20 protein-coding genes and 1 tRNA gene are annotated in these 17577 nt (G+C 43.4%); 19 read left to right on the top strand and 2 right to left on the bottom strand.

Annotated elements, in window-relative coordinates; all coding sequences use genetic code 11:
• Window positions 1–170 precede the first annotated feature (170 nt).
• From noc to MHI48_RS30545, 5 genes are all read left to right on the top strand, one after another.
• Window positions 171–989 (top strand): nucleoid occlusion protein, encoded by an 819-nt coding sequence (gene noc / locus MHI48_RS30565; protein WP_036611968.1) that lies wholly within the window; start codon window positions 171–173, stop codon window positions 987–989.
• Window positions 990–1178: 189 nt separating this feature from the next.
• Window positions 1179–1940 (top strand): ParA family protein, encoded by a 762-nt coding sequence (locus tag MHI48_RS30560; protein WP_036611966.1) that lies wholly within the window; start codon window positions 1179–1181, stop codon window positions 1938–1940.
• The gene (locus tag MHI48_RS30555; RefSeq protein WP_036611964.1) at window positions 1933–2778 is read left to right on the top strand and encodes a ParB/RepB/Spo0J family partition protein; all 846 of its coding nucleotides are present in this window, start codon (window positions 1933–1935) and stop codon (window positions 2776–2778) included. The genes MHI48_RS30560 and MHI48_RS30555 overlap by 8 nt, the downstream gene beginning before the upstream one ends.
• A gap of 161 nt (window positions 2779–2939) precedes the next feature.
• Window positions 2940–4094, top strand: coding sequence for an aminotransferase class V-fold PLP-dependent enzyme (locus tag MHI48_RS30550; protein WP_076329297.1), 1155 nt, complete (start codon window positions 2940–2942; stop codon window positions 4092–4094).
• A 112-nt stretch (window positions 4095–4206) separates the two neighbouring features.
• A complete protein-coding gene (locus MHI48_RS30545) occupies window positions 4207–4707 on the top strand; it encodes a DUF4446 family protein (protein WP_047841029.1) in 501 nt (166 codons plus the stop codon).
• On the opposite strand, the gene yyaC is transcribed toward MHI48_RS30545, so the two are convergent.
• On the bottom strand, window positions 4682–5287 hold the full coding sequence (yyaC, locus tag MHI48_RS30540; protein WP_036611957.1) for a spore protease YyaC: 606 nt from the start codon (window positions 5285–5287) through the stop codon (window positions 4682–4684). The genes MHI48_RS30545 and yyaC overlap by 26 nt on opposite strands.
• Before the next feature lie 117 nt (window positions 5288–5404).
• On the opposite strand from yyaC, the gene MHI48_RS30535 reads away from it, so the two are divergent.
• The 4 genes from MHI48_RS30535 (at window position 5405) to MHI48_RS30520 (ending at window position 7017) form a co-directional block, all read left to right on the top strand.
• Entirely contained in the window at window positions 5405–5668 is a 264-nt protein-coding gene (locus tag MHI48_RS30535; RefSeq protein ID WP_017691427.1) for a DUF3343 domain-containing protein, read from the top strand.
• A gap of 14 nt (window positions 5669–5682) precedes the next feature.
• Window positions 5683–6624, top strand: a complete 942-nt coding sequence (locus MHI48_RS30530; protein ID WP_143781490.1) for a mechanosensitive ion channel family protein — start codon at window positions 5683–5685, stop codon at window positions 6622–6624.
• A complete protein-coding gene (locus MHI48_RS30525; RefSeq protein ID WP_076329298.1) occupies window positions 6614–6823 on the top strand; it encodes a DUF951 domain-containing protein in 210 nt (69 codons plus the stop codon). Before MHI48_RS30530 ends, MHI48_RS30525 begins: the two co-directional genes overlap by 11 nt.
• 103 nt (window positions 6824–6926) lie before the next feature.
• A tRNA-Ser gene (locus MHI48_RS30520) sits at window positions 6927–7017 on the top strand.
• Window positions 7018–7454: 437 nt separating this feature from the next.
• Here the strand turns inward: MHI48_RS30520 and MHI48_RS30515 are convergent.
• On the bottom strand, window positions 7455–7649 hold the full coding sequence (locus tag MHI48_RS30515) for a YjzC family protein (RefSeq protein ID WP_036671877.1): 195 nt from the start codon (window positions 7647–7649) through the stop codon (window positions 7455–7457).
• Between the two features lie 202 nt (window positions 7650–7851).
• Between MHI48_RS30515 and rpsF the strand changes: the two genes are divergently transcribed.
• The 10 genes from rpsF to MHI48_RS30465 all read left to right on the top strand — a co-directional run bounded on the left by rpsF (window position 7852) and on the right by MHI48_RS30465 (window position 17403).
• A complete protein-coding gene (rpsF, locus tag MHI48_RS30510; RefSeq protein ID WP_036611944.1) occupies window positions 7852–8145 on the top strand; it encodes a 30S ribosomal protein S6 in 294 nt (97 codons plus the stop codon).
• Window positions 8146–8193: 48 nt separating this feature from the next.
• Window positions 8194–8679 (top strand): single-stranded DNA-binding protein, encoded by a 486-nt coding sequence (ssb, locus tag MHI48_RS30505; protein WP_017691432.1) that lies wholly within the window; start codon window positions 8194–8196, stop codon window positions 8677–8679.
• Window positions 8680–8735: 56 nt separating this feature from the next.
• Window positions 8736–9008 carry a 30S ribosomal protein S18 gene (rpsR, locus tag MHI48_RS30500; protein ID WP_017691433.1) on the top strand — a complete coding sequence of 91 codons (273 nt, stop codon included), beginning with the start codon at window positions 8736–8738 and terminating at the stop codon, window positions 9006–9008.
• A 229-nt stretch (window positions 9009–9237) separates the two neighbouring features.
• Entirely contained in the window at window positions 9238–9831 is a 594-nt protein-coding gene (locus tag MHI48_RS30495; RefSeq protein ID WP_076320182.1) for a M15 family metallopeptidase, read from the top strand.
• A 727-nt stretch (window positions 9832–10558) separates the two neighbouring features.
• Window positions 10559–11548, top strand: coding sequence for an ABC transporter ATP-binding protein (locus tag MHI48_RS30490; protein ID WP_036612047.1), 990 nt, complete (start codon window positions 10559–10561; stop codon window positions 11546–11548).
• Between the two features lie 14 nt (window positions 11549–11562).
• On the top strand, window positions 11563–12495 hold the full coding sequence (locus MHI48_RS30485; RefSeq protein ID WP_047841027.1) for an ABC transporter ATP-binding protein: 933 nt from the start codon (window positions 11563–11565) through the stop codon (window positions 12493–12495).
• 7 nt (window positions 12496–12502) lie between these two features.
• Window positions 12503–13465: an oligopeptide ABC transporter permease gene (gene opp4B / locus MHI48_RS30480; RefSeq protein ID WP_036611942.1), complete on the top strand. Its 963-nt coding sequence runs from the start codon at window positions 12503–12505 to the stop codon at window positions 13463–13465.
• 29 nt (window positions 13466–13494) lie between these two features.
• Window positions 13495–14400: an ABC transporter permease gene (locus tag MHI48_RS30475; protein WP_036611941.1), complete on the top strand. Its 906-nt coding sequence runs from the start codon at window positions 13495–13497 to the stop codon at window positions 14398–14400.
• A gap of 19 nt (window positions 14401–14419) precedes the next feature.
• Window positions 14420–16246 carry an oligopeptide ABC transporter substrate-binding protein gene (locus tag MHI48_RS30470; RefSeq protein ID WP_047841026.1) on the top strand — a complete coding sequence of 609 codons (1827 nt, stop codon included), beginning with the start codon at window positions 14420–14422 and terminating at the stop codon, window positions 16244–16246.
• 251 nt (window positions 16247–16497) lie between these two features.
• A complete protein-coding gene (locus tag MHI48_RS30465; protein ID WP_076320181.1) occupies window positions 16498–17403 on the top strand; it encodes a D-alanyl-D-alanine carboxypeptidase family protein in 906 nt (301 codons plus the stop codon).
• Window positions 17404–17577 lie beyond the last annotated feature (174 nt).

Here is a 17577-nt window from a genome sequence, read left to right as displayed (position 1 = left end):
ATAGATTATATGTATAGATAGATGGATATGCGTTCGATGTTGCATGACAGAAAGCGTTATGAAAGGCAAAACTTATTCCAAGAACGATGCATGTGAAAGGTCGCTTATTGAATAAGAAGCACCTGCAAAGACTGTGGGAGCTATTACGAAACTAGGTGGTAATCTGCGGAATGAAAGAACAATTTTCGAAGTTGTTTGGTTTGGCGGAGCGCAATAACGGAGATGAGATCAAACAGATTCCGGTTAATGAAATTGTGAGCAGCCCATATCAACCCCGTACTATTTTTGATGATGATAAAATTGATGAGTTGTTGCAGACGATCAAAACACATGGTGTAATTCAGCCTATTGTCGTTCGCGTGCGAAATGGATCATATGAGATTATTGCCGGGGAACGTCGCTGGCGTGCAGTTCGAAAATTGGGTTTGGATACGATTCCGGCTATTGTGCGTGAATTCAACGACTCTCAGGCCGCATCCATTGCACTGATTGAGAACTTGCAGCGTGAAGGATTGACTTCCATTGAGGAAGCTGTCGCTTATCAGAAGCTGATCGACTTGCATCAATTGACACAGGAAAGTCTGGCACAACGACTCGGCAAAAGCCAGTCAACCATCGCGAACAAAATTCGGTTGTTACAGCTTCCGGACGGCATTAAGGCCGCATTGATGGAACGCAAAATTTCTGAACGGCATGCGAGAGCATTACTTTCTCTGGATACGGAAGAACTGCAGATGAAGTTGCTCGGTGAGATTATCGAAAAAGAATTGAATGTGAAACAGACAGAGGCACGTGTTGCCTTCTACAAGGAATCTTCCAAGATTAAAAAATCTAGACGTGTTTCCTTTACCAAGGATGTAAGACTTGCACTTAATACAATTCGCCAATCCATTGATATGGTAACTGGCTCTGGTCTGGACATCAAAACAAAAGAAGCAGACCATGAGGATCATTATGAGATCGTTATCCATATTCCAAAACGCAAATAATTGAAGCTTATGGCGGCAATGGGCCGCTTTTTATGTCTATAAAGCAAGTTAGGTCTGACATGTTTAAAGAACGGTCGGTATATTGATGGAACGGTAGTTGTTGTTTGTGTGGACGATAGCCGCCTGCTTTTTGTTAACAATATCTCACAACCTACAGAAAAGACTCCTATTTTATTTGAGGTGAAGTAATTGTCTAAGATTATGGCCGTAGCAAATCAAAAGGGCGGTGTGGGGAAAACGACGACATCTGTTAACTTGGGTGCAGGACTGGCTTCACTCGGGAAAAGAGTATTGCTTGTCGATATTGACCCTCAGGGGAATACAACCAGCGGAGTCGGAATCAATAAAGCAGATGTGGCTAATTGTATATATGATGTCATTATTAATGAGGTTCCTCCTCAAGAAGCAATTTTGGAGACTCAGATTGAAGGCCTTCATATCATACCTGCAACGATTCAGCTTGCCGGAGCCGAGATCGAATTGGTGTCCACGATATCACGGGAAGTTCGTTTGAAAAAATCACTCGCCATGGTGAAAAAAAACTATGATTACATACTGATCGATTGTCCACCCTCTCTTGGTATGTTAACGATCAATTCGTTGACTGCTTCCGATTCGGTGATCATTCCGATTCAGTGTGAGTATTATGCACTTGAAGGATTAAGTCAGTTGCTCAATACGGTTCGTCTGGTACAGAAACATCTGAATACATCCCTGCAGATTGAAGGGGTATTGCTGACGATGTTTGATGCACGGACCAATCTGGGGATTCAGGTTATTGAAGAAGTGAAAAAGTATTTTCAACAAAAAGTATATCAAACGATTATTCCGCGTAACGTACGGCTTAGTGAAGCACCATCTCATGGTCAATCCATTATTACGTATGACCCTCGTTCAAGAGGGGCGGAAGTGTATTTAGAGCTCGCAAAGGAAGTGATTTCTTATGAGTAAGCGGCTTGGAAAAGGTCTTGATGCCCTCATTCCTTCGCTTTCAATTAATGACGATGATAAAGTCGTAGAAATCCCGATTAGTCAACTGCGGGCTAACCCCTATCAACCACGTAAAGTATTTGATGAGGGCGCAATACATGAACTTGCTGAGTCCATTCGTCAGCATGGTGTCATACAACCCATTATTGTTCGTCCTGTATTACGAGGTTATGAGATTATTGCCGGAGAACGACGGTTCAGAGCTTCGCAATATTGTGGTAATGCCACGGTACCGGCTGTAGTCCGCAACTTCAGTGATCAGCAGGTAATGGAGATTGCGTTGATCGAGAACCTGCAACGGGAGAATCTGAACGCCATGGAAGTTGCAGTTGCTTATCAGGGGTTAATGGATCAATTCGCGTTGACTCAGGAAGAGTTGTCTGTAAAAGTAGGTAAATCACGTTCTCACATTGCTAACTTCTTGCGTCTGTTATCATTGCCCGAAGAAGTAAAAGACCATGTTTCACGTGGAACATTATCTATGGGACATGCACGTGCGATCGTGGGTGTTAAAGACGAGGTTATAGTGAAGCAACTTGCCAAACAGACCATTGATCAGCAATGGAGTGTACGTGAGTTGGAGGAAGCTGTTCAACAACTGGATCGCTCCAAAACAGGTGAGGCTAAAGCCAAATCGAAGTTAAAAAAGAAAGATCCATTCATTGATACATTGGAAGAATCTCTTCGTGAACGTTTCAAAACCACAGTGAAAATCAAGCATAATAAAGATAAAGGTAAAATTGAGCTCAACTACTACAGTCAACAGGATCTGGAACGGCTATTGGAATTGTTACAATAACAGTCGGGTCTATGATTCATTAACAACATGCGGGGCTTACTCATGTCATGACATATCGCCTCTGTACCATGGAGAAACGATATGTCATTCTTTGTTTATAGGGTTATATGTGCAATATGTGCAGGCGAATTATTAATTTATAGGACAGAGGTGGTTGTGAGGTGGAGGGAGTTATCTATCTAGATCATGCAGCAACATCTTGGCCCAAACCACCTACTGTCGGTGATGCGATGTTGAGTGCATTGGAGATTGCCGGAGCCAATCCTGGCAGAGGAAGTCACCGTATGGCTGTTCAGGCAAGTCGTGTATTGTTCGAGGCGAGAAAATCCATATCCAATATCTTTGGAATCAAAAATGCGAATGATATTGCATTCGGATCAAATACGACAGAAGCACTGAATCTGGCGATTCAAGGCTCGCTCAGAGAGGGCGACCATGTGATTGCCACCATGGCTGAACATAACTCAGTCAGACGACCACTAGAGTATATGCGCAGACTCCGAAATGTGGAGATTGATTATGTACCTGTTAATGCTGCGGGAGCCATTGATCTGATGCAAATGGAACGTATGTTTCGTTCCAATACCAGATTGGTGGTATGTACACATAGTTCGAATCTGCTTGGCAGTATTCTTCCTATAGGAGAAATTTCGCTCCTATGTCGTAAACATCAGGCGATCTTATTGGTAGATGCAGCTCAGAGTGCTGGGGTTATGCCTGTGAATGTACAACAATTGGGCATTGATATGTTGGCTTTTCCAGGGCATAAGGGACTGCTTGGTCCTCAGGGTACAGGGGGCTTGTACATTGCTCCAGAGCTCGATATAGAGCCTTTACTTCATGGAGGAACCGGAAGTCAGTCAGAAGCTCTGGAGCAGCCAAAGGTGCGTCCTGATCGGTATGAAGCGGGGACGCCGAATACAGTCGGGATCGCAGGGCTGAATGCGGGTGTGAAACATGTACTTGAGATGACACCCACGTTCATCTACCAACATGAGTGGGAACTGACCCAACATATAATGGATGGGCTATCATCCGTTAAGGGTATACGAATGCTTGGTCCAGAGATTGGACAGCCACGCACTGGATTAGTATCTTTTACTGTAGATGGGTATGATTCAGCACAACTCGCCTTCCGTTTAGATCGGAATTATGGGATTGCGGTTCGCTCCGGTTTTCATTGCACACCCCTTGCACACGAATCTGCTGGTACAACCGCTACCGGAGCAGTAAGGGCCAGTGTGGGATACAATTCAACTAGAGAACATGTGGAAGCACTCGTTAAGGCAGTATTGGAATTGACTGGGGCAGACTAGATTAGAGTTGAAATGATGAACTCATTTGATATCGGGTTGATTTATAATAAATGATAATATTACAGGACAGACGTTAATCTGATCAAAAATATAGAGGGGTAGTTGCAATTACATGGCTGAATTAAACGAGCTGATTCTGGAACAGCTGTTATGGATTATTGGCGGAATGGCATTACTTACGGTGATCTTGCTGATTGTGAGTATTGTTCAAGGGGCAAAGTTACGAAAGTTTAAACGTAAATATGAAGCCATGATGGCTGGCAGTGGAGTAGAGGACCTGGAATCATTGCTGATTAATCTGAAACTTCAGATGGACAGCATTGAGGATGAACACAAACTGCAAACGAATCAGCTGCAAGTTGTCATGCAAAAGCTGACCCGCATTCAAGGTAAAGTTGGCGTGAAAAGGTACAATGCTTATGGAGAGCGTGGCAGTGATCTGAGCTTCTCAATGGCCATGATTAACGATAGCCAGGATGGCATGATTCTTACGGGGATATATAACCGTGACGGTTCTTATGTATATGCCAAACCTCTTAAAGGGGGAGAGTCCACGTATACTCTGTCCCCAGAGGAAAAGGAAGCTATTACTCTGGCACAGCAAGCAGAGTAGAACGTGTATGCCATTCCCGAATGGCCGAGTATAGACTGCTGGAAATAATCTCGGACATGCGCATAACAAGACTGAGCCGTGTGTTCTGTAGAACAAAGTATTCCATAAAGCCGCCGACGTTAACGATACCTGTCAGATGGATATCGCCGACCGGCGGTAATTCTTTATTTACCCCCGCACCCGGCTTGAGTGGACCATTCACAACTTGAATGCATCCCACACTGGATGATTGACCGAGACAGGCGTCAATGCCAATCACATAAGGGTTATGGTGTGTTTTCTGTATGTTGTGGAGTGTATCTTGCAGGTTCATCGCATGGACTGGTTCATCCAAGGTACCATATAGATGGAATAAAGGGCTGTCCCACTTGGAAAGGGCTGATCCGACCAGAGGACCAAGGCAGTCGCCTGTTGAGCGATCTGTGCCGATGCAGACAATCACTACATTTTGCAGAGAATGGGCTTTATAGAGGTGAAACATTAAACGATGGGTAATGGCCGAATGAATACCTGGATCGGTATGGGGGATTTTCAAACTGGTCATGTCTTGTGATGAAAAGGAACGCGAAGTAGGATTCATAGGATCTATCCTTTCCCTTGGAATAGTAGTAACAGTATATGGAAAGGTAGAGCGTTTTATACTTCGAGAGGACAAGCTTTTTCTCTAGGGTTGGACGTATGGTGAAAGGAGCCGAACATGGACGAATGGATTAACGATTGGATGCTGATTGCATTTGATTCAACCCAGCAGGCACTGCGTGCTGAAATGCTGCTGGAGTTTGCTGAGATAGAGATTGATTTGTTCCCTACACCAAAAGAAATTACAGCAGGGTGTGCGTTATGTATTCAGTTTCCAAAAGAGGATCTGGAGCGAGTGCAGAAGATCATTCGTAATGAGTTCGTAGAGATCCGAGGCCTCTATTTCAAAACAGAAGACAGCTATGATAACATACCGATGTAGAGGAGGGATGATGAATGTTGTCATTTCAGTTTGCTCAAGGGACTACAACTAGTGGTGCCGCAACCGCCGTTGGTGAAGCCCTTCGTTGGACGGATAAAGTCTGGAACAAAATTGCTGATCCCGATATGTGGCTTAACATCATGTTCAGCTCAATCCGGATTATCATTATTTTTATCATCACCCGTATTGTCATTAAAGTAGTCTATCGAATTATAGATCGTTCCATGGAACGCAAGCAGGAAGGCAAGATTCGCGTGAATCCGCGCAGGTTCGTAACCGTAGGGGAACTGTTGAAAAATGCGACCTCCATAACATGTAATTTTATTATGATTCTGCTACTGTTATCTGAGATCAATATCCAAGTTGGACCGCTACTCGCGAGTGCCGGTGTGCTCGGGCTTGCCATTGGTTTTGGTGCACAGGGTCTGGTCAAGGATGTTATTACCGGTTTCTTCATTATATTGGAGGACCAGTTCGCTGTGGGGGATGTTATTCAGACAGGAACCTACAAGGGAACGGTTGAAGTGATCGGACTTAGAACTACCAAACTGGTCAGCTGGCAAGGTGAAGTGCACATTATCCCAAACGGGGCGATTGCAAGTGTAACGAACTACTCCATGTCGAATTCGTTGGCTGTAGTGGATATTCCGATGAAGGCGGACTTGAGCCTTGATGAGTCGGTACACCTGGTGAAAAAGTCTTTGGTTGGGATTGAAGAGCGTGACCTAAATATTGTGAAGGTGCCGGATGTGCTCGGTATACAGTCGATGTCTACATCTGAGTATGTGGTGCGAATTGTGGCTGAATGTATGCCTAACTCTCGTGCTTCGGTGGAACGTCAGATTCAGGGCGATGTGAAAAAAACGCTGGAGTATCATGAGATGAGCAATCAAGCCGTATTGGAACAGGCAGTAGCTTTGGAGAAAGATGAGGGGGATGGCACAGGTGGAGCGTAAAAGTTTCCAGCTTGGGGATATCGTGCAGATGAAGAAGCAACATCCCTGTGGCAGCAATGAGATGGAGATCATTCGTATGGGTATGGATATTCGGATTAAGTGTGTCGGATGTAAACACAGCGTGTTGATTCCAAGAGCGAAATTCGAGAAAAACATGAAGAAGGTACTGCGTTCAGCCGAGAATTCCACTGAATCCTGAGCTTGCAATAATTCGGTATGCAGTATGCGTAATAACGTTTACATGCAGGCTCCGTAGGAGTGTTGCGTTCTGTAAATGATCATGCTATAATCAATATTGCTGCGGAAAGGTACCCAAGAGGCCCAAGGGGGCTGACTCGAAATCAGTTAGGCGTGTCACAGCGTGCGTGGGTTCGAATCCCACCCTTTCCGCCACTTCAAATGTAACTTACTCAATACACATTGAGTTTAATAAAAAGATCGATAAGAAGACTTTCCATTAGGAAAGTCTTTTTTGGTATAACGTTTTATTGAATATGTATTGAAATGTATCTATATCAGATGCATCATTGATGACTCAAACGAAAAATAAAGAGCCCCGAAGGGCTCTTTATCCGGCGGTGCATTTGTTTGTTAGGAAACAATCGGTCGTAACAATCAGAAACTTGGTGTACTGCACGTAGCAATACGCGTGCTTCAGACGAAGGGCCTTACTACACATAACCACTTGCTTCTTAAATTACGTGATGAATCTCCAACAGCGAATGATCGGCTTCGTTGTCCAACGGAACCACACCTCTCTCGTGCACCGCCTGATTGTATTATGTGCTTTATTCCGTTTTATATACATGGATCGTAAAAAAGTATTGCGATTAATGGACGCGGGCTTTGGTCAGCTTCTTCCACTTACGATTATGATTGCTTGTTTCGGGAAAAGCTTCACCTTTTTGCAGCGTTACCCGCTTTGGGTTCTGAATTTCCGTGACAAAGCTTTTTTCCCCAACTTCCGTGTACTCTCCATCGTTTGGGGCTTTGTCTCCTGGTTCAAACTCGGTTTTTTCACCCATGATAAAACCTCCTCTGCAGATTATGTTACTTTGTTGCTTCTGTAGTGTGCTCCATAGCCGGGCTGATCATGTGCCAATATGTACAGGGAACGTTTGCTTGCACTTTGACTCGGTATTTGTTATATTAATATAGTTCGAGTTTGTGCTCGTTCCTTGCTCTCAACCTAGATTGAGGGCCAGAGTCCATAAGGAGGTGAAAATTATGCGCAAATATGAAGTGATGTACATTATTCGTCCTGACATTGAGCAAGAAGTTGTTCAAGCTACAGTCGATAAATTCCAAGGCATCATCTCCAACGGCGGTGGTGAAGTTACAGCTCACGACGTTATGGGTAAACGCCGTCTTGCGTATGAGATCAAGAAATTCCGTGATGGTTTTTATGTTCTGGTACATTTCACTGCTGAACCAGCAGTTGTAACTGAACTTGAGCGTCTCATGAAGATTTCTGACGAAGTAATTCGTTATCTCATTACCAACGACGTTAAGTCTGCTTAAGACTACTCGTGATTAACGCACCAATACGCTCTGAAGGAGGGGATTACATTGTTGAACCGTGTCATTCTGATCGGACGGTTAACCCGGGATCCTGAGTTGCGTTACACTCCAGCAGGAGTAGCAGTTACGCAATTTACTTTGGCAGTGGACAGACCGTTTACAAGCCAAGGGGGAGAAAAGGAAGCCGATTTCATTCCGGTCGTAACCTGGAGACAGCTTGCCGAGACCTGTGCGAACTACTTGCGCAAAGGACGCCTGGCTGCAGTCGAAGGACGCATTCAAGTACGGAACTACGAGAATAACGAAGGAAAACGTGTATACGTGACCGAAGTCATTGCCGATAATGTCCGTTTCTTGGAGTCAGCTAACCGTGATAATAGCGGTGGCGGCGGTGGGCAACCAATGCGTGAAGAGCCTTCTTATGGAGGCGGCGGACGCGCGAACAATAACAATAATTCGCGTAGCAACAATCAGGATCCTTTTTCCGATGACGGAAAACCGATTGATATATCGGATGATGATTTGCCATTTTAACATGAACTGATACTCTTAGGAGATATGGGTTACATGATAGGAAAGGACTGAAAAGCATGGGCTTCAAGCAAAGAGAAGGCGGAGACAACGATAAAAGACCGGCACGTCGTGGCGGCCGTAATAAACGTCGTAAAGTGTGCTTCTTCACAGCTAACAAAATTACTCACATCGATTATAAAGATACGGACTTGCTTCGTAAATTTATCAGCGAACGTGGAAAAATTTTGCCACGCCGTGTAACAGGTACTAGCGCTAAATATCAACGCATGCTGACGATTGCAATCAAACGCTCCCGTCAAATCGCATTATTGCCATACACAACTGAGTAGTTTTTACTCAGCTTGCATACGAAGCAGTCGGCTTATAGCCGGCTGCTTTTTTGTATATATCATATAGAAGTAATAGAAGTAACAGATCCACTCTAACAAATGGAAGAATTCAATACTGTGGTGATAGAAGCATTCAAGGCTCAAATGATTTATAATAGAGTCTAATCTACTGAAAAGGTTCAGACAGCAAGAATAGCCGTTTATTTCAGAATAAACATCAGGAGTGGATATGAATACATCAAAACGTAAAGGCAAACAGAGAAAAAAGAGAAGTCTAAAAACCTGGATTATAGCTACTCTTTTACTTTCCATTATATATGTGTGGTTACAGCAAAAAGGTGATATAGATAATATGTGGCCCGGGACAACAATCCAAGAAGCTATGCCAATCACCGGCCTACATCCTGTGATAGCAGAGAATGAGAAATTATTGGTACGTAAGGCAGCGAGACGTGGAATAGAGATTGTTATCACCCACGGTTACCGAAGTTCCGAGGAGCAAGATGCACTATTCAACCAAGGACGCTCAAGTGCAGGCAATATCGTTACTAATGCACGTGGTGGTGAGTCATATCATAACTACGGATTAGCAATTGATTTTGCATTGAGGACGCCTGAGGGTGATGTGGTGTGGGATATGGAACGTGATGATAACGGGAATGGCAATGCAGACTGGATGGAAGTAGTGGACCTCGCCAAAGAGTTAGGTTTCACTTGGGGTGGAGACTGGCCAAACTTTCCGGACTATCCTCACTTGCAGATGGATTTTGGCTTGAGTATCAATGAGTTAAAACGTGGTAAAAGACCACCTGATTCTCAGTAAAGCGTGTTATATATACATTTAAATGAATAAATATTAGACAAGCTCTGCATTTTGCAGGGCTTTTTTCTTTCTTTTGTAAAATAAATGATAAAAGATGACAATTTGGTCTTTACATTAGCAAATAAATAAAACTATACTAGATTAACTAGATTTTTTACTTTGATCGCACATATTATTTCAATTGTAAGCATAACGGCTCCGGTTCAATAAAATTCAGCTATAGGTCGAGATATAATCATCACTCATATATGTAACATTTACCTCACGTAAAATTAAGATTGTCTACTTAAATTAAAGCATACACATACACTAGATGTAACTATTATGTTATGTATATGTTATTTTGACCAATTGCCTATGTTCACCTCACAGCCAAAAACAAGATAACACCTCTCAAATTCCCTGCTATAAGCCTTTATAGTATTACTAATATCCAAATCTGTAGTATAAAAAACATTTATACCAAAAATCTCAAAATAAGCATTGACGTTAGCTAAAATTACACGTATGATTACATTAATTATTTTGATATATAATTCCGCTAGGAATTATCAACATTAATTGACCAATGGTCTAAATATGAGTCTCTTAAACTTGTTTCTCCTAACAATTTGGTATTTTGTATAAGCTATTGTTCGTTATCTTCAAGAACTTGGAAATATACAGTGGATGCATTTCTCTACACACGAATACAATCTACGGAAATTATGGGGTTAGGGTGATTGATTTGAATACAGAGCTATTGGAAGTCAGAAATCTAACAACATCATTCAGAATTGAAGATGACTATTATGCAGCAGTGGATCACGTTAACCTTACGGTGAAGAAAAATGAAGTGTTGGCGATTGTAGGTGAATCCGGGTCAGGTAAAAGTGCTTTTGCATTCTCTCTTATGGGTTTGCATAACAAAGCAAAAATTGAAGGCCAGATTCTCTATAAAGGACAAGATATTGCCAACATCTCCCCAAGCAAGTTAAACAAGCTACGCGGCAAAGAAATGGGCATGATTTTTCAGGACCCATTGTCCGCACTAAATCCTCTAATGATTATTGGTGAACAGATTGAAGAGATTCTCACACTTCATCAGTCCAAGCTGTCTTCCAGAGAGAAGAGAGAAAAGGTAATTCACTTATTGAATCAGGTAGGGATTCCACGTCCCGAACAAATATACAAGCAGTATCCCCACGAACTATCTGGTGGTATGAGACAGAGAATTGTTATTGCCATTGCGATTGCCAACAAACCGGAATTACTCATAGCCGATGAACCAACGACGGCGCTTGACGTTACGATTCAACTACAGATTCTGGAGCTGATCCGTGATCTGAAGAGTGAAATTAACGCAGGCATTATTCTGATTACACATGATCTGGGTGTCGTTGCTGAGATGGCTGATCGCGTAGCAGTTATGTATGCAGGTGAAATTGTTGAAATCGCAGATATCTTCACATTGATGAACGATGCGAAGCATCCATATACCCGCTCATTGTTGAACTCTATTCCCACCCTGTCTGAAGAAAGATCCAAATTACATGTCATCCAAGGCATCGTACCATCACTCAAAAATCTTCCTCGCAAAGGGTGCAGATTCAAAGCCCGAATTCCATGGATTAGTGAATCGGCTCATGAAGAGAACCCACAGATGCATGAAATTGCACCAGGTCACTTTGTACGGTGTACCTGTTACCAGCACTTTCATTTCCCTGACCAAAGCTGAGGAGGAATAACATAATGGCATTACTCGAAGTAGAAGGGCTTAAGATACACTTTCCGATTCGCGGTGGATTGCTTAAACGGGAAATTGGCAGTGTAAAGGCTGTTGATGATGTTAGCTTCTCCATTGAAGAAGGACAGACCTATGGTCTGGTTGGCGAATCAGGTTCAGGAAAAACAACAACAGGCAGAGCCATTATTGGGCTAAACCATGTCACTGACGGAAAGATCCTGTTTAACGGCAAAAATCTGGCTACAGAGCGACGTAAGAACAGGCAGCTCCAGCGGGATGTACAAATGATTTTTCAAGACCCATATTCATCACTGAATCCAAAGAAGCGGGTTATCGATATTATCGCTGAGCCGTTCCGTAACTATGAGCGTCTGACAGCTACCGAGGAAAAAAGACAAGTAAGAGAATTACTTGAAAAGGTTGGCCTGAGTCCGGAATCAATCTACAAATATCCGCATGAATTCTCCGGCGGACAGCGTCAACGGATCGGCATTGCACGGGCTATTGCACTGAAGCCGAAGCTAATTATCGCGGATGAACCTGTATCTGCACTCGATGTGTCGGTACAGGCTCAGGTACTCAACTTCATGCAGGAGATTCAAAAAGAACTAAATCTGACCTATCTGTTCATCAGTCACGATCTCGGCATCATCCGTCATATGTGTGATCAGATTGGAATTATGTATAAAGGTCGATATGTGGAACAGGGCACAACAAATGATATTTTTGAGAATCCGCAACACATCTATACCAAACGTCTCATTGCAGCCATTCCGGATATGGACCCAACCAAACGAGAGGAAATGGTAGCCTTCCGTCAACAGGTCAAATCCGAGTATGAACATTCATACCGAAATTTCTTTGATGAGGAAGGGCTTGCATACTCGCTCAAATCCATTTCCGATACTCACCGAGTAGCTCTACCTCAGAAAGGTTGAAGGCCATATGTGGAAAACGATAGTACGCAGAATTATCATAATGATCCCTCAGATCTTTTTACTTAGTCTTTTGGTCTTTCTGATGGCCAAGGCCATGCCGGGCGATGCACTAACGGGATTGCTTGATCCAAGCGTTGATCCCAAAGCATTGGAAGCCCAGCGAGAGAGATTGGGATTGAATAATCCTTGGTATGTGCAATATTGGGACTGGATCAAAAACGCCATCCAAGGTGATTTTGGGCAATCCTTCCGTTTCAAAATGCCGGTTACCGACTTGATCGGTCAGCGTGTAGCAAATACATTCTGGCTCGCACTGGCGACACTTGTACTGACTTACCTGATCGCTATTCCACTGGGTATCATCAGCGGTCGTTACAACGATACCTGGTCTGATCGGTTGATCACGGGATACACCTATCTGGGGTTTGCCGCACCATTGTTCATCTTCGCACTGGTGATGGTATGGATCTTCGGATTCCACTTCGGCTGGTTCCCGACAGGAGGTAGCGTTGCGCCAGGACTTACACCAGGCACATTCAGCTACGTAATGAGTAAGTTCTATCATCTATTATTGCCGGCACTATCCATGGCACTGATTACAACGGTATCTACGGTTCAATATTTACGTAGTGAAATCATTGATATCAAGCATAAGGAATTCGTTATTACTGCCAGAGCCAAAGGTGCCTCGGAATCTCGGATCTACAACAGGCATATCTTGAGGAATTCACTATTACCTATCGCCGCGTTCTTTGGATATGAGATCACAGGACTTATCGGAGGCACGGTATTTATCGAAAGTATATTCAGTTATCCAGGTATGGGGCAGTTGTTCCTGAGTTCCATCTCATTGCGTGACTTCAGCGTTGTGACTGCACTCGTATTGTTGTATGGCGTAGCTTCCATTCTCGGGGCATTGCTGTCTGACATAATTCTGGGAATTGTAGATCCACGTATACGGATCAAGTAAGAACTTGAAGATTTCGGGGTGAAAACAAGATGAGCAAGGCCAACGAGGTAGTTGTAACTTCACAAAAGGTTGATAAAAGCCCCTCCAGCTTGAGTATTTTATGGAGGGAGCTTGTCAGAGATAAGGTGGCACTAATCTCGCTCATTTTCTTGGGCTTGGTCATGTTGCTGGTATATGGCACGTCTCTCATTCTGAATCAGGATGATATCGTACGCGTGGATCTGTTTGCCTTATATGAACCACCATCCGCGAAATATTGGCTTGGAACGGACTATGGAGGTCGTGATGTATTTGGCCAACTGGTCATCGGTACACGTAACTCCCTGACCATTGGAATTATCGTAACGTTAATGACTGGCTTCATAGGTATCTTAATTGGCCTTTTATCCGGTTATTTCGGTGGAATGATAGACAACCTGTTTATGCGTGTTGTTGATTTCTTCATGATCCTTCCGATGTTGATGATTGTTATCGCGTTTGTTACGGCAGTACCGAAATACAATATCATCTCGTTCTCTCTAATCATGACGGCATTTCTCTGGATGGGTATCGCCAGGTTGATTCGCTCCAAAGCATTACAGGAACGGGAACTGGATTATGTAAAAGCTTCAAAAACATTGGGCTCTTCTCATCTGAAGATTATGCTCTCACAGGTTCTTCCGAATCTGAGCTCCATTATCATCGTAACGATGACATTGAATCTCGCTGCCAACATTGGCCTCGAATCCGGGCTGTCTTTCCTTGGGTTTGGTTTTCCCGAAAGTACGCCTAGTCTTGGAACACTCGTAAGTTATGCACGTAATCCGCAAACCCTGGAATCCAGATGGTGGATATGGCTACCCGCATCGGTACTGATTCTGGTATTGATGTTGAGTATAAATAATGTCGGTCAAGCCCTAAAGCGTGCGACTGATGCAAGACAAAGAAGAGGTTAAAAAAAGGGAGGAAAGGTTCATGAAAAAGGGATTATTTTCACGGGGACTATTTTTCACGATGATGTTGGTCTTTGTATTGGTGCTCGCAGCGTGCTCTGAGAAAGAAGCGGCTACTCCAGCTCCAGCTTCCAACACAGAAGAGGGAAAAACGGAGGAAAAACCTGCTAATGAAGAGGGCGTTTACTCCATTGATGACTTCAACAATGTCAAAACGAATGAGGGTACTGCGATCGAGGGTGGATCGATTACATTCGGACTTGTATCGGATACTGCTTTTGAAGGTACACTGAACTTTAACTTCTATTCCGGTAACCCGGATGCACAGGTTCTTCAATGGTTTGATGAAGGCTTGCTGACTTGGGATAAAGACTATGTGTACACCAATGATGGTGCTGCAACATATGAGACTTCCGAAGATGGCAAAACGTTCACACTAACCATTCGCGACAATGTAAACTGGCATGATGGCAAGCCGGTAACGGCTGAAGATCTGCAGTTTGCTTATGAAGTTATTGGTAACAAAGCGTATGATGGTCCACGTTACGACTCCAACTTCACTAGTGTAGTAGGTATGGACGAGTATCATGCTGGAAAAGCAAAAACAATTTCTGGTATTAAAGTGCTGAGCGACAAACAAATCAGCATTACGTATAAAGAATCCACTCCGTCCCTGCTGACAGGTGGCGTATGGACGTATCCTCTGGCTAAACATATCTTCGGTGATATGGATGTAGCAAAAATGTCTTCTTCCAAAGAAGTACGTGAAAAACCAATTGGTTTTGGTCCATTTAAAGTGGATGTGATCACTCCAGGTGAGTCTGTAACTTTTGTTAAAAACGATGACTACTGGCGTGGAGCTCCAAAACTGGATGGTGTAACTCTGAAAGTTATCAACCCGACAACGGTTGTTCAAGAACTGAAATCTGGCGGGGTAGATCTCGTGGATGCATTCCCGACAGATCAATACAAAGACAATGCTAACCTGTCCAACGTAGAATTCCTGGGCACAATCGATCGTGCTTATACGTACATCGGTTTCAAACTGGGTACGTGGGATGAAGAGAACGGAAAAGTTGTAAGCAATGCCGAAGCAAAAATGGGCGACAAAAACTTGCGTAAAGCCATGTGGATGGCTGTAGATAACGATCAAGTTGGTAAACGTTTCTATAATGGTCTGCGTTGGAATGCAACAACCCTGATTCCACCGTCTCACCCAGAATTCCATGATTCCAACAATCCGGGTGTAGCATATGATCCAGAAGCAGCGAAAGCATTGCTCGACGAAGCTGGTTACAAACTGGATGGTGAATTCCGTACAAATCCGGATGGAACACCACTCGAAATCAACTTTGTATCCATGACTGGTGGCGACACAGCTGAACCTTTGGCTCGTTATTATGTTCAATCATGGGCAGCTATTGGTTTGAAAGTAAACCTGGAAATGGTTGAGTTCAACAGCTTCTATGACCGTGTAGGTAACACAGGTAAAGATGATCCAAACATTGATGTGTATCAAGCAGCATGGGGCGTTGGTATTGACGTAGATCCATCTGGTCTGTATGGCCGCGATGCACTCTACAACTTCTCCAGATTCTCCAGCGAAGAGAATGACAAATTGCTGGCACAAGGTATCTCTGCTGAAGCATTTGATGTAGACAAGCGTAAAGAGATCTACAATCAATGGCAACAATACATGGTAGATGAAGTTCCTGTATTCCCTACACTGTATCGTGCAGTTGTAGCACCCGTTAACAAACGTGTAATGAACTATGCGATTGGTGATGGAACAGGCGTTTACCTGAGCGACCTGCAAGTTAATGCAGACAAAGCAGTTGTAGCTCAGTAAAACATTCTTAAATTAGCAGCTGTAAGGATTGGGGTCCTTTAAGAAGCCGGTTGCTAGTTATTAATGAAGAATTCTCCTGGGAAAATGAATAAAAAGTGTCTTTAAAACATGGATTCTGTACACTCTGGCATGGGTGTATGGGTTCATGTTTTTTTTGTAACCAAAAAATAAAAAAAATTTAACTTTTTTTCAAAAAAGTGCAGACAAAATGCCTCTTTACTTCGTCTATATAGGTAAGAGGTGATCATCTTATGAAAAAATGGTGGAAACGGGCAGGTATGCTGCTAGCTCTCTTGCTTATTATATATTTGGGTGTGAAACCGGACATGCTGGTAGGCAAACCGGGAATTAAAGCTGAATCTGCGGTATTAATGGATATGAACTCTGAACAGATCTTAATGGATTTTAACGGCTCCGAAGAGATTGCTCCGGCAGGCGTCAGTAAGTTGATGACAGAACTGTTAGTAATGGAGGCCGTGATCAATGGTGATATAGGCTGGAATGATCTTGTTAATGTGAGTCTGTATGCCAGCTCCGTGGGGGGCAGTCAACTGACCCTGAAACAGGGAGAGCAATTCACCGTTCAGGAGTTGTTCGAGATCATAGCTGTCTATTCAGCCAATGATGCAGCGGTTGCTCTGGCTGAACATATCAGTGGTACAGAGCAGAAGTTTGTGCAACAGATGAATCAGAAAGCAACTCAGATTGGACTTTCTGAGGATACACAATTCACGAATTCAACGGGCCTCAGTGAAAAGTTGCTTGGTCCTAACCGTCCGATGGAAATACAAGGGCAGACCTTAATGACGGCTATAGATGCATGCAAGCTAGCGCGATATCTGCTGAATAACCATCCCGAGATTTTAAGAATCTCCAGTCAAATGCAAGTATCAATGCACCAAAAAGGGATGTACATGAGCAACACGAACTGGATGTTGTCCTCCATTGGTGGGCCGTATGCTTACGATGGGAATGACGGATTGAAGACCGGGTATGATGAAGATTCCGGATATCATTTTGTGGGGACAGCTGAACGTGATGGCAAAAGACTGATATCAGTTGTATTTGGAACAGATACTCGTGAAGGGCGTTTTGTGGAGACTCGGAAGTTATTCAACTATGGGTTTTCGGGAAACCGAGTCAGACCAGATTATTGAAGCATTACGCAAGCGTTAGTACGTTAGATAAGATATGAGGGCTGTCCGCAGGTTCGACTGAACATGTGGTAGCTCTATGTTATCGAATCGGAGGTAAATTGATCCATATAACCATATTATTAAATTGACATATGGTTTTCTTTTGTTTTAAAATGACCAGTGAGTCATTATTAT

Origin of the sequence: Paenibacillus sp. FSL H7-0942, from assembly GCF_045040715.1 — a bacterium.
Taxonomy (GTDB): Bacteria; Bacillota; Bacilli; order Paenibacillales; family Paenibacillaceae; genus Paenibacillus; species Paenibacillus amylolyticus.
Note: the sequence above shows the minus strand (reverse complement) of the source record. Positions and strands in the feature narration are given on the sequence as shown.

Excerpts from the sequence above, each read along its gene's own strand:
- noc (WP_036611968.1), top strand. The coding sequence starts at position 171 with ATGAAAGAACAATTTTCGAAGTTGTTTGGTTTGGCGGAGCGCAATAAC.
- MHI48_RS30555 (WP_036611964.1), top strand. The coding sequence starts at position 1,933 with ATGAGTAAGCGGCTTGGAAAAGGTCTTGATGCCCTCATTCCTTCGCTT.
- MHI48_RS30545 (WP_047841029.1), top strand. The coding sequence starts at position 4,207 with ATGGCTGAATTAAACGAGCTGATTCTGGAACAGCTGTTATGGATTATT.
- yyaC (WP_036611957.1), bottom strand. The coding sequence starts at position 5,287 with ATGAATCCTACTTCGCGTTCCTTTTCATCACAAGACATGACCAGTTTG.
- MHI48_RS30535 (WP_017691427.1), top strand. The coding sequence starts at position 5,405 with ATGGACGAATGGATTAACGATTGGATGCTGATTGCATTTGATTCAACC.
- MHI48_RS30530 (WP_143781490.1), top strand. The coding sequence starts at position 5,683 with ATGTTGTCATTTCAGTTTGCTCAAGGGACTACAACTAGTGGTGCCGCA.
- MHI48_RS30515 (WP_036671877.1), bottom strand. The coding sequence starts at position 7,649 with ATGGGTGAAAAAACCGAGTTTGAACCAGGAGACAAAGCCCCAAACGAT.
- rpsF (WP_036611944.1), top strand. The coding sequence starts at position 7,852 with ATGCGCAAATATGAAGTGATGTACATTATTCGTCCTGACATTGAGCAA.
- rpsR (WP_017691433.1), top strand. The coding sequence starts at position 8,736 with ATGGGCTTCAAGCAAAGAGAAGGCGGAGACAACGATAAAAGACCGGCA.
- MHI48_RS30495 (WP_076320182.1), top strand. The coding sequence starts at position 9,238 with ATGAATACATCAAAACGTAAAGGCAAACAGAGAAAAAAGAGAAGTCTA.
- MHI48_RS30485 (WP_047841027.1), top strand. The coding sequence starts at position 11,563 with ATGGCATTACTCGAAGTAGAAGGGCTTAAGATACACTTTCCGATTCGC.
- opp4B (WP_036611942.1), top strand. The coding sequence starts at position 12,503 with ATGTGGAAAACGATAGTACGCAGAATTATCATAATGATCCCTCAGATC.
- MHI48_RS30475 (WP_036611941.1), top strand. The coding sequence starts at position 13,495 with ATGAGCAAGGCCAACGAGGTAGTTGTAACTTCACAAAAGGTTGATAAA.
- MHI48_RS30470 (WP_047841026.1), top strand. The coding sequence starts at position 14,420 with ATGAAAAAGGGATTATTTTCACGGGGACTATTTTTCACGATGATGTTG.
- MHI48_RS30465 (WP_076320181.1), top strand. The coding sequence starts at position 16,498 with ATGAAAAAATGGTGGAAACGGGCAGGTATGCTGCTAGCTCTCTTGCTT.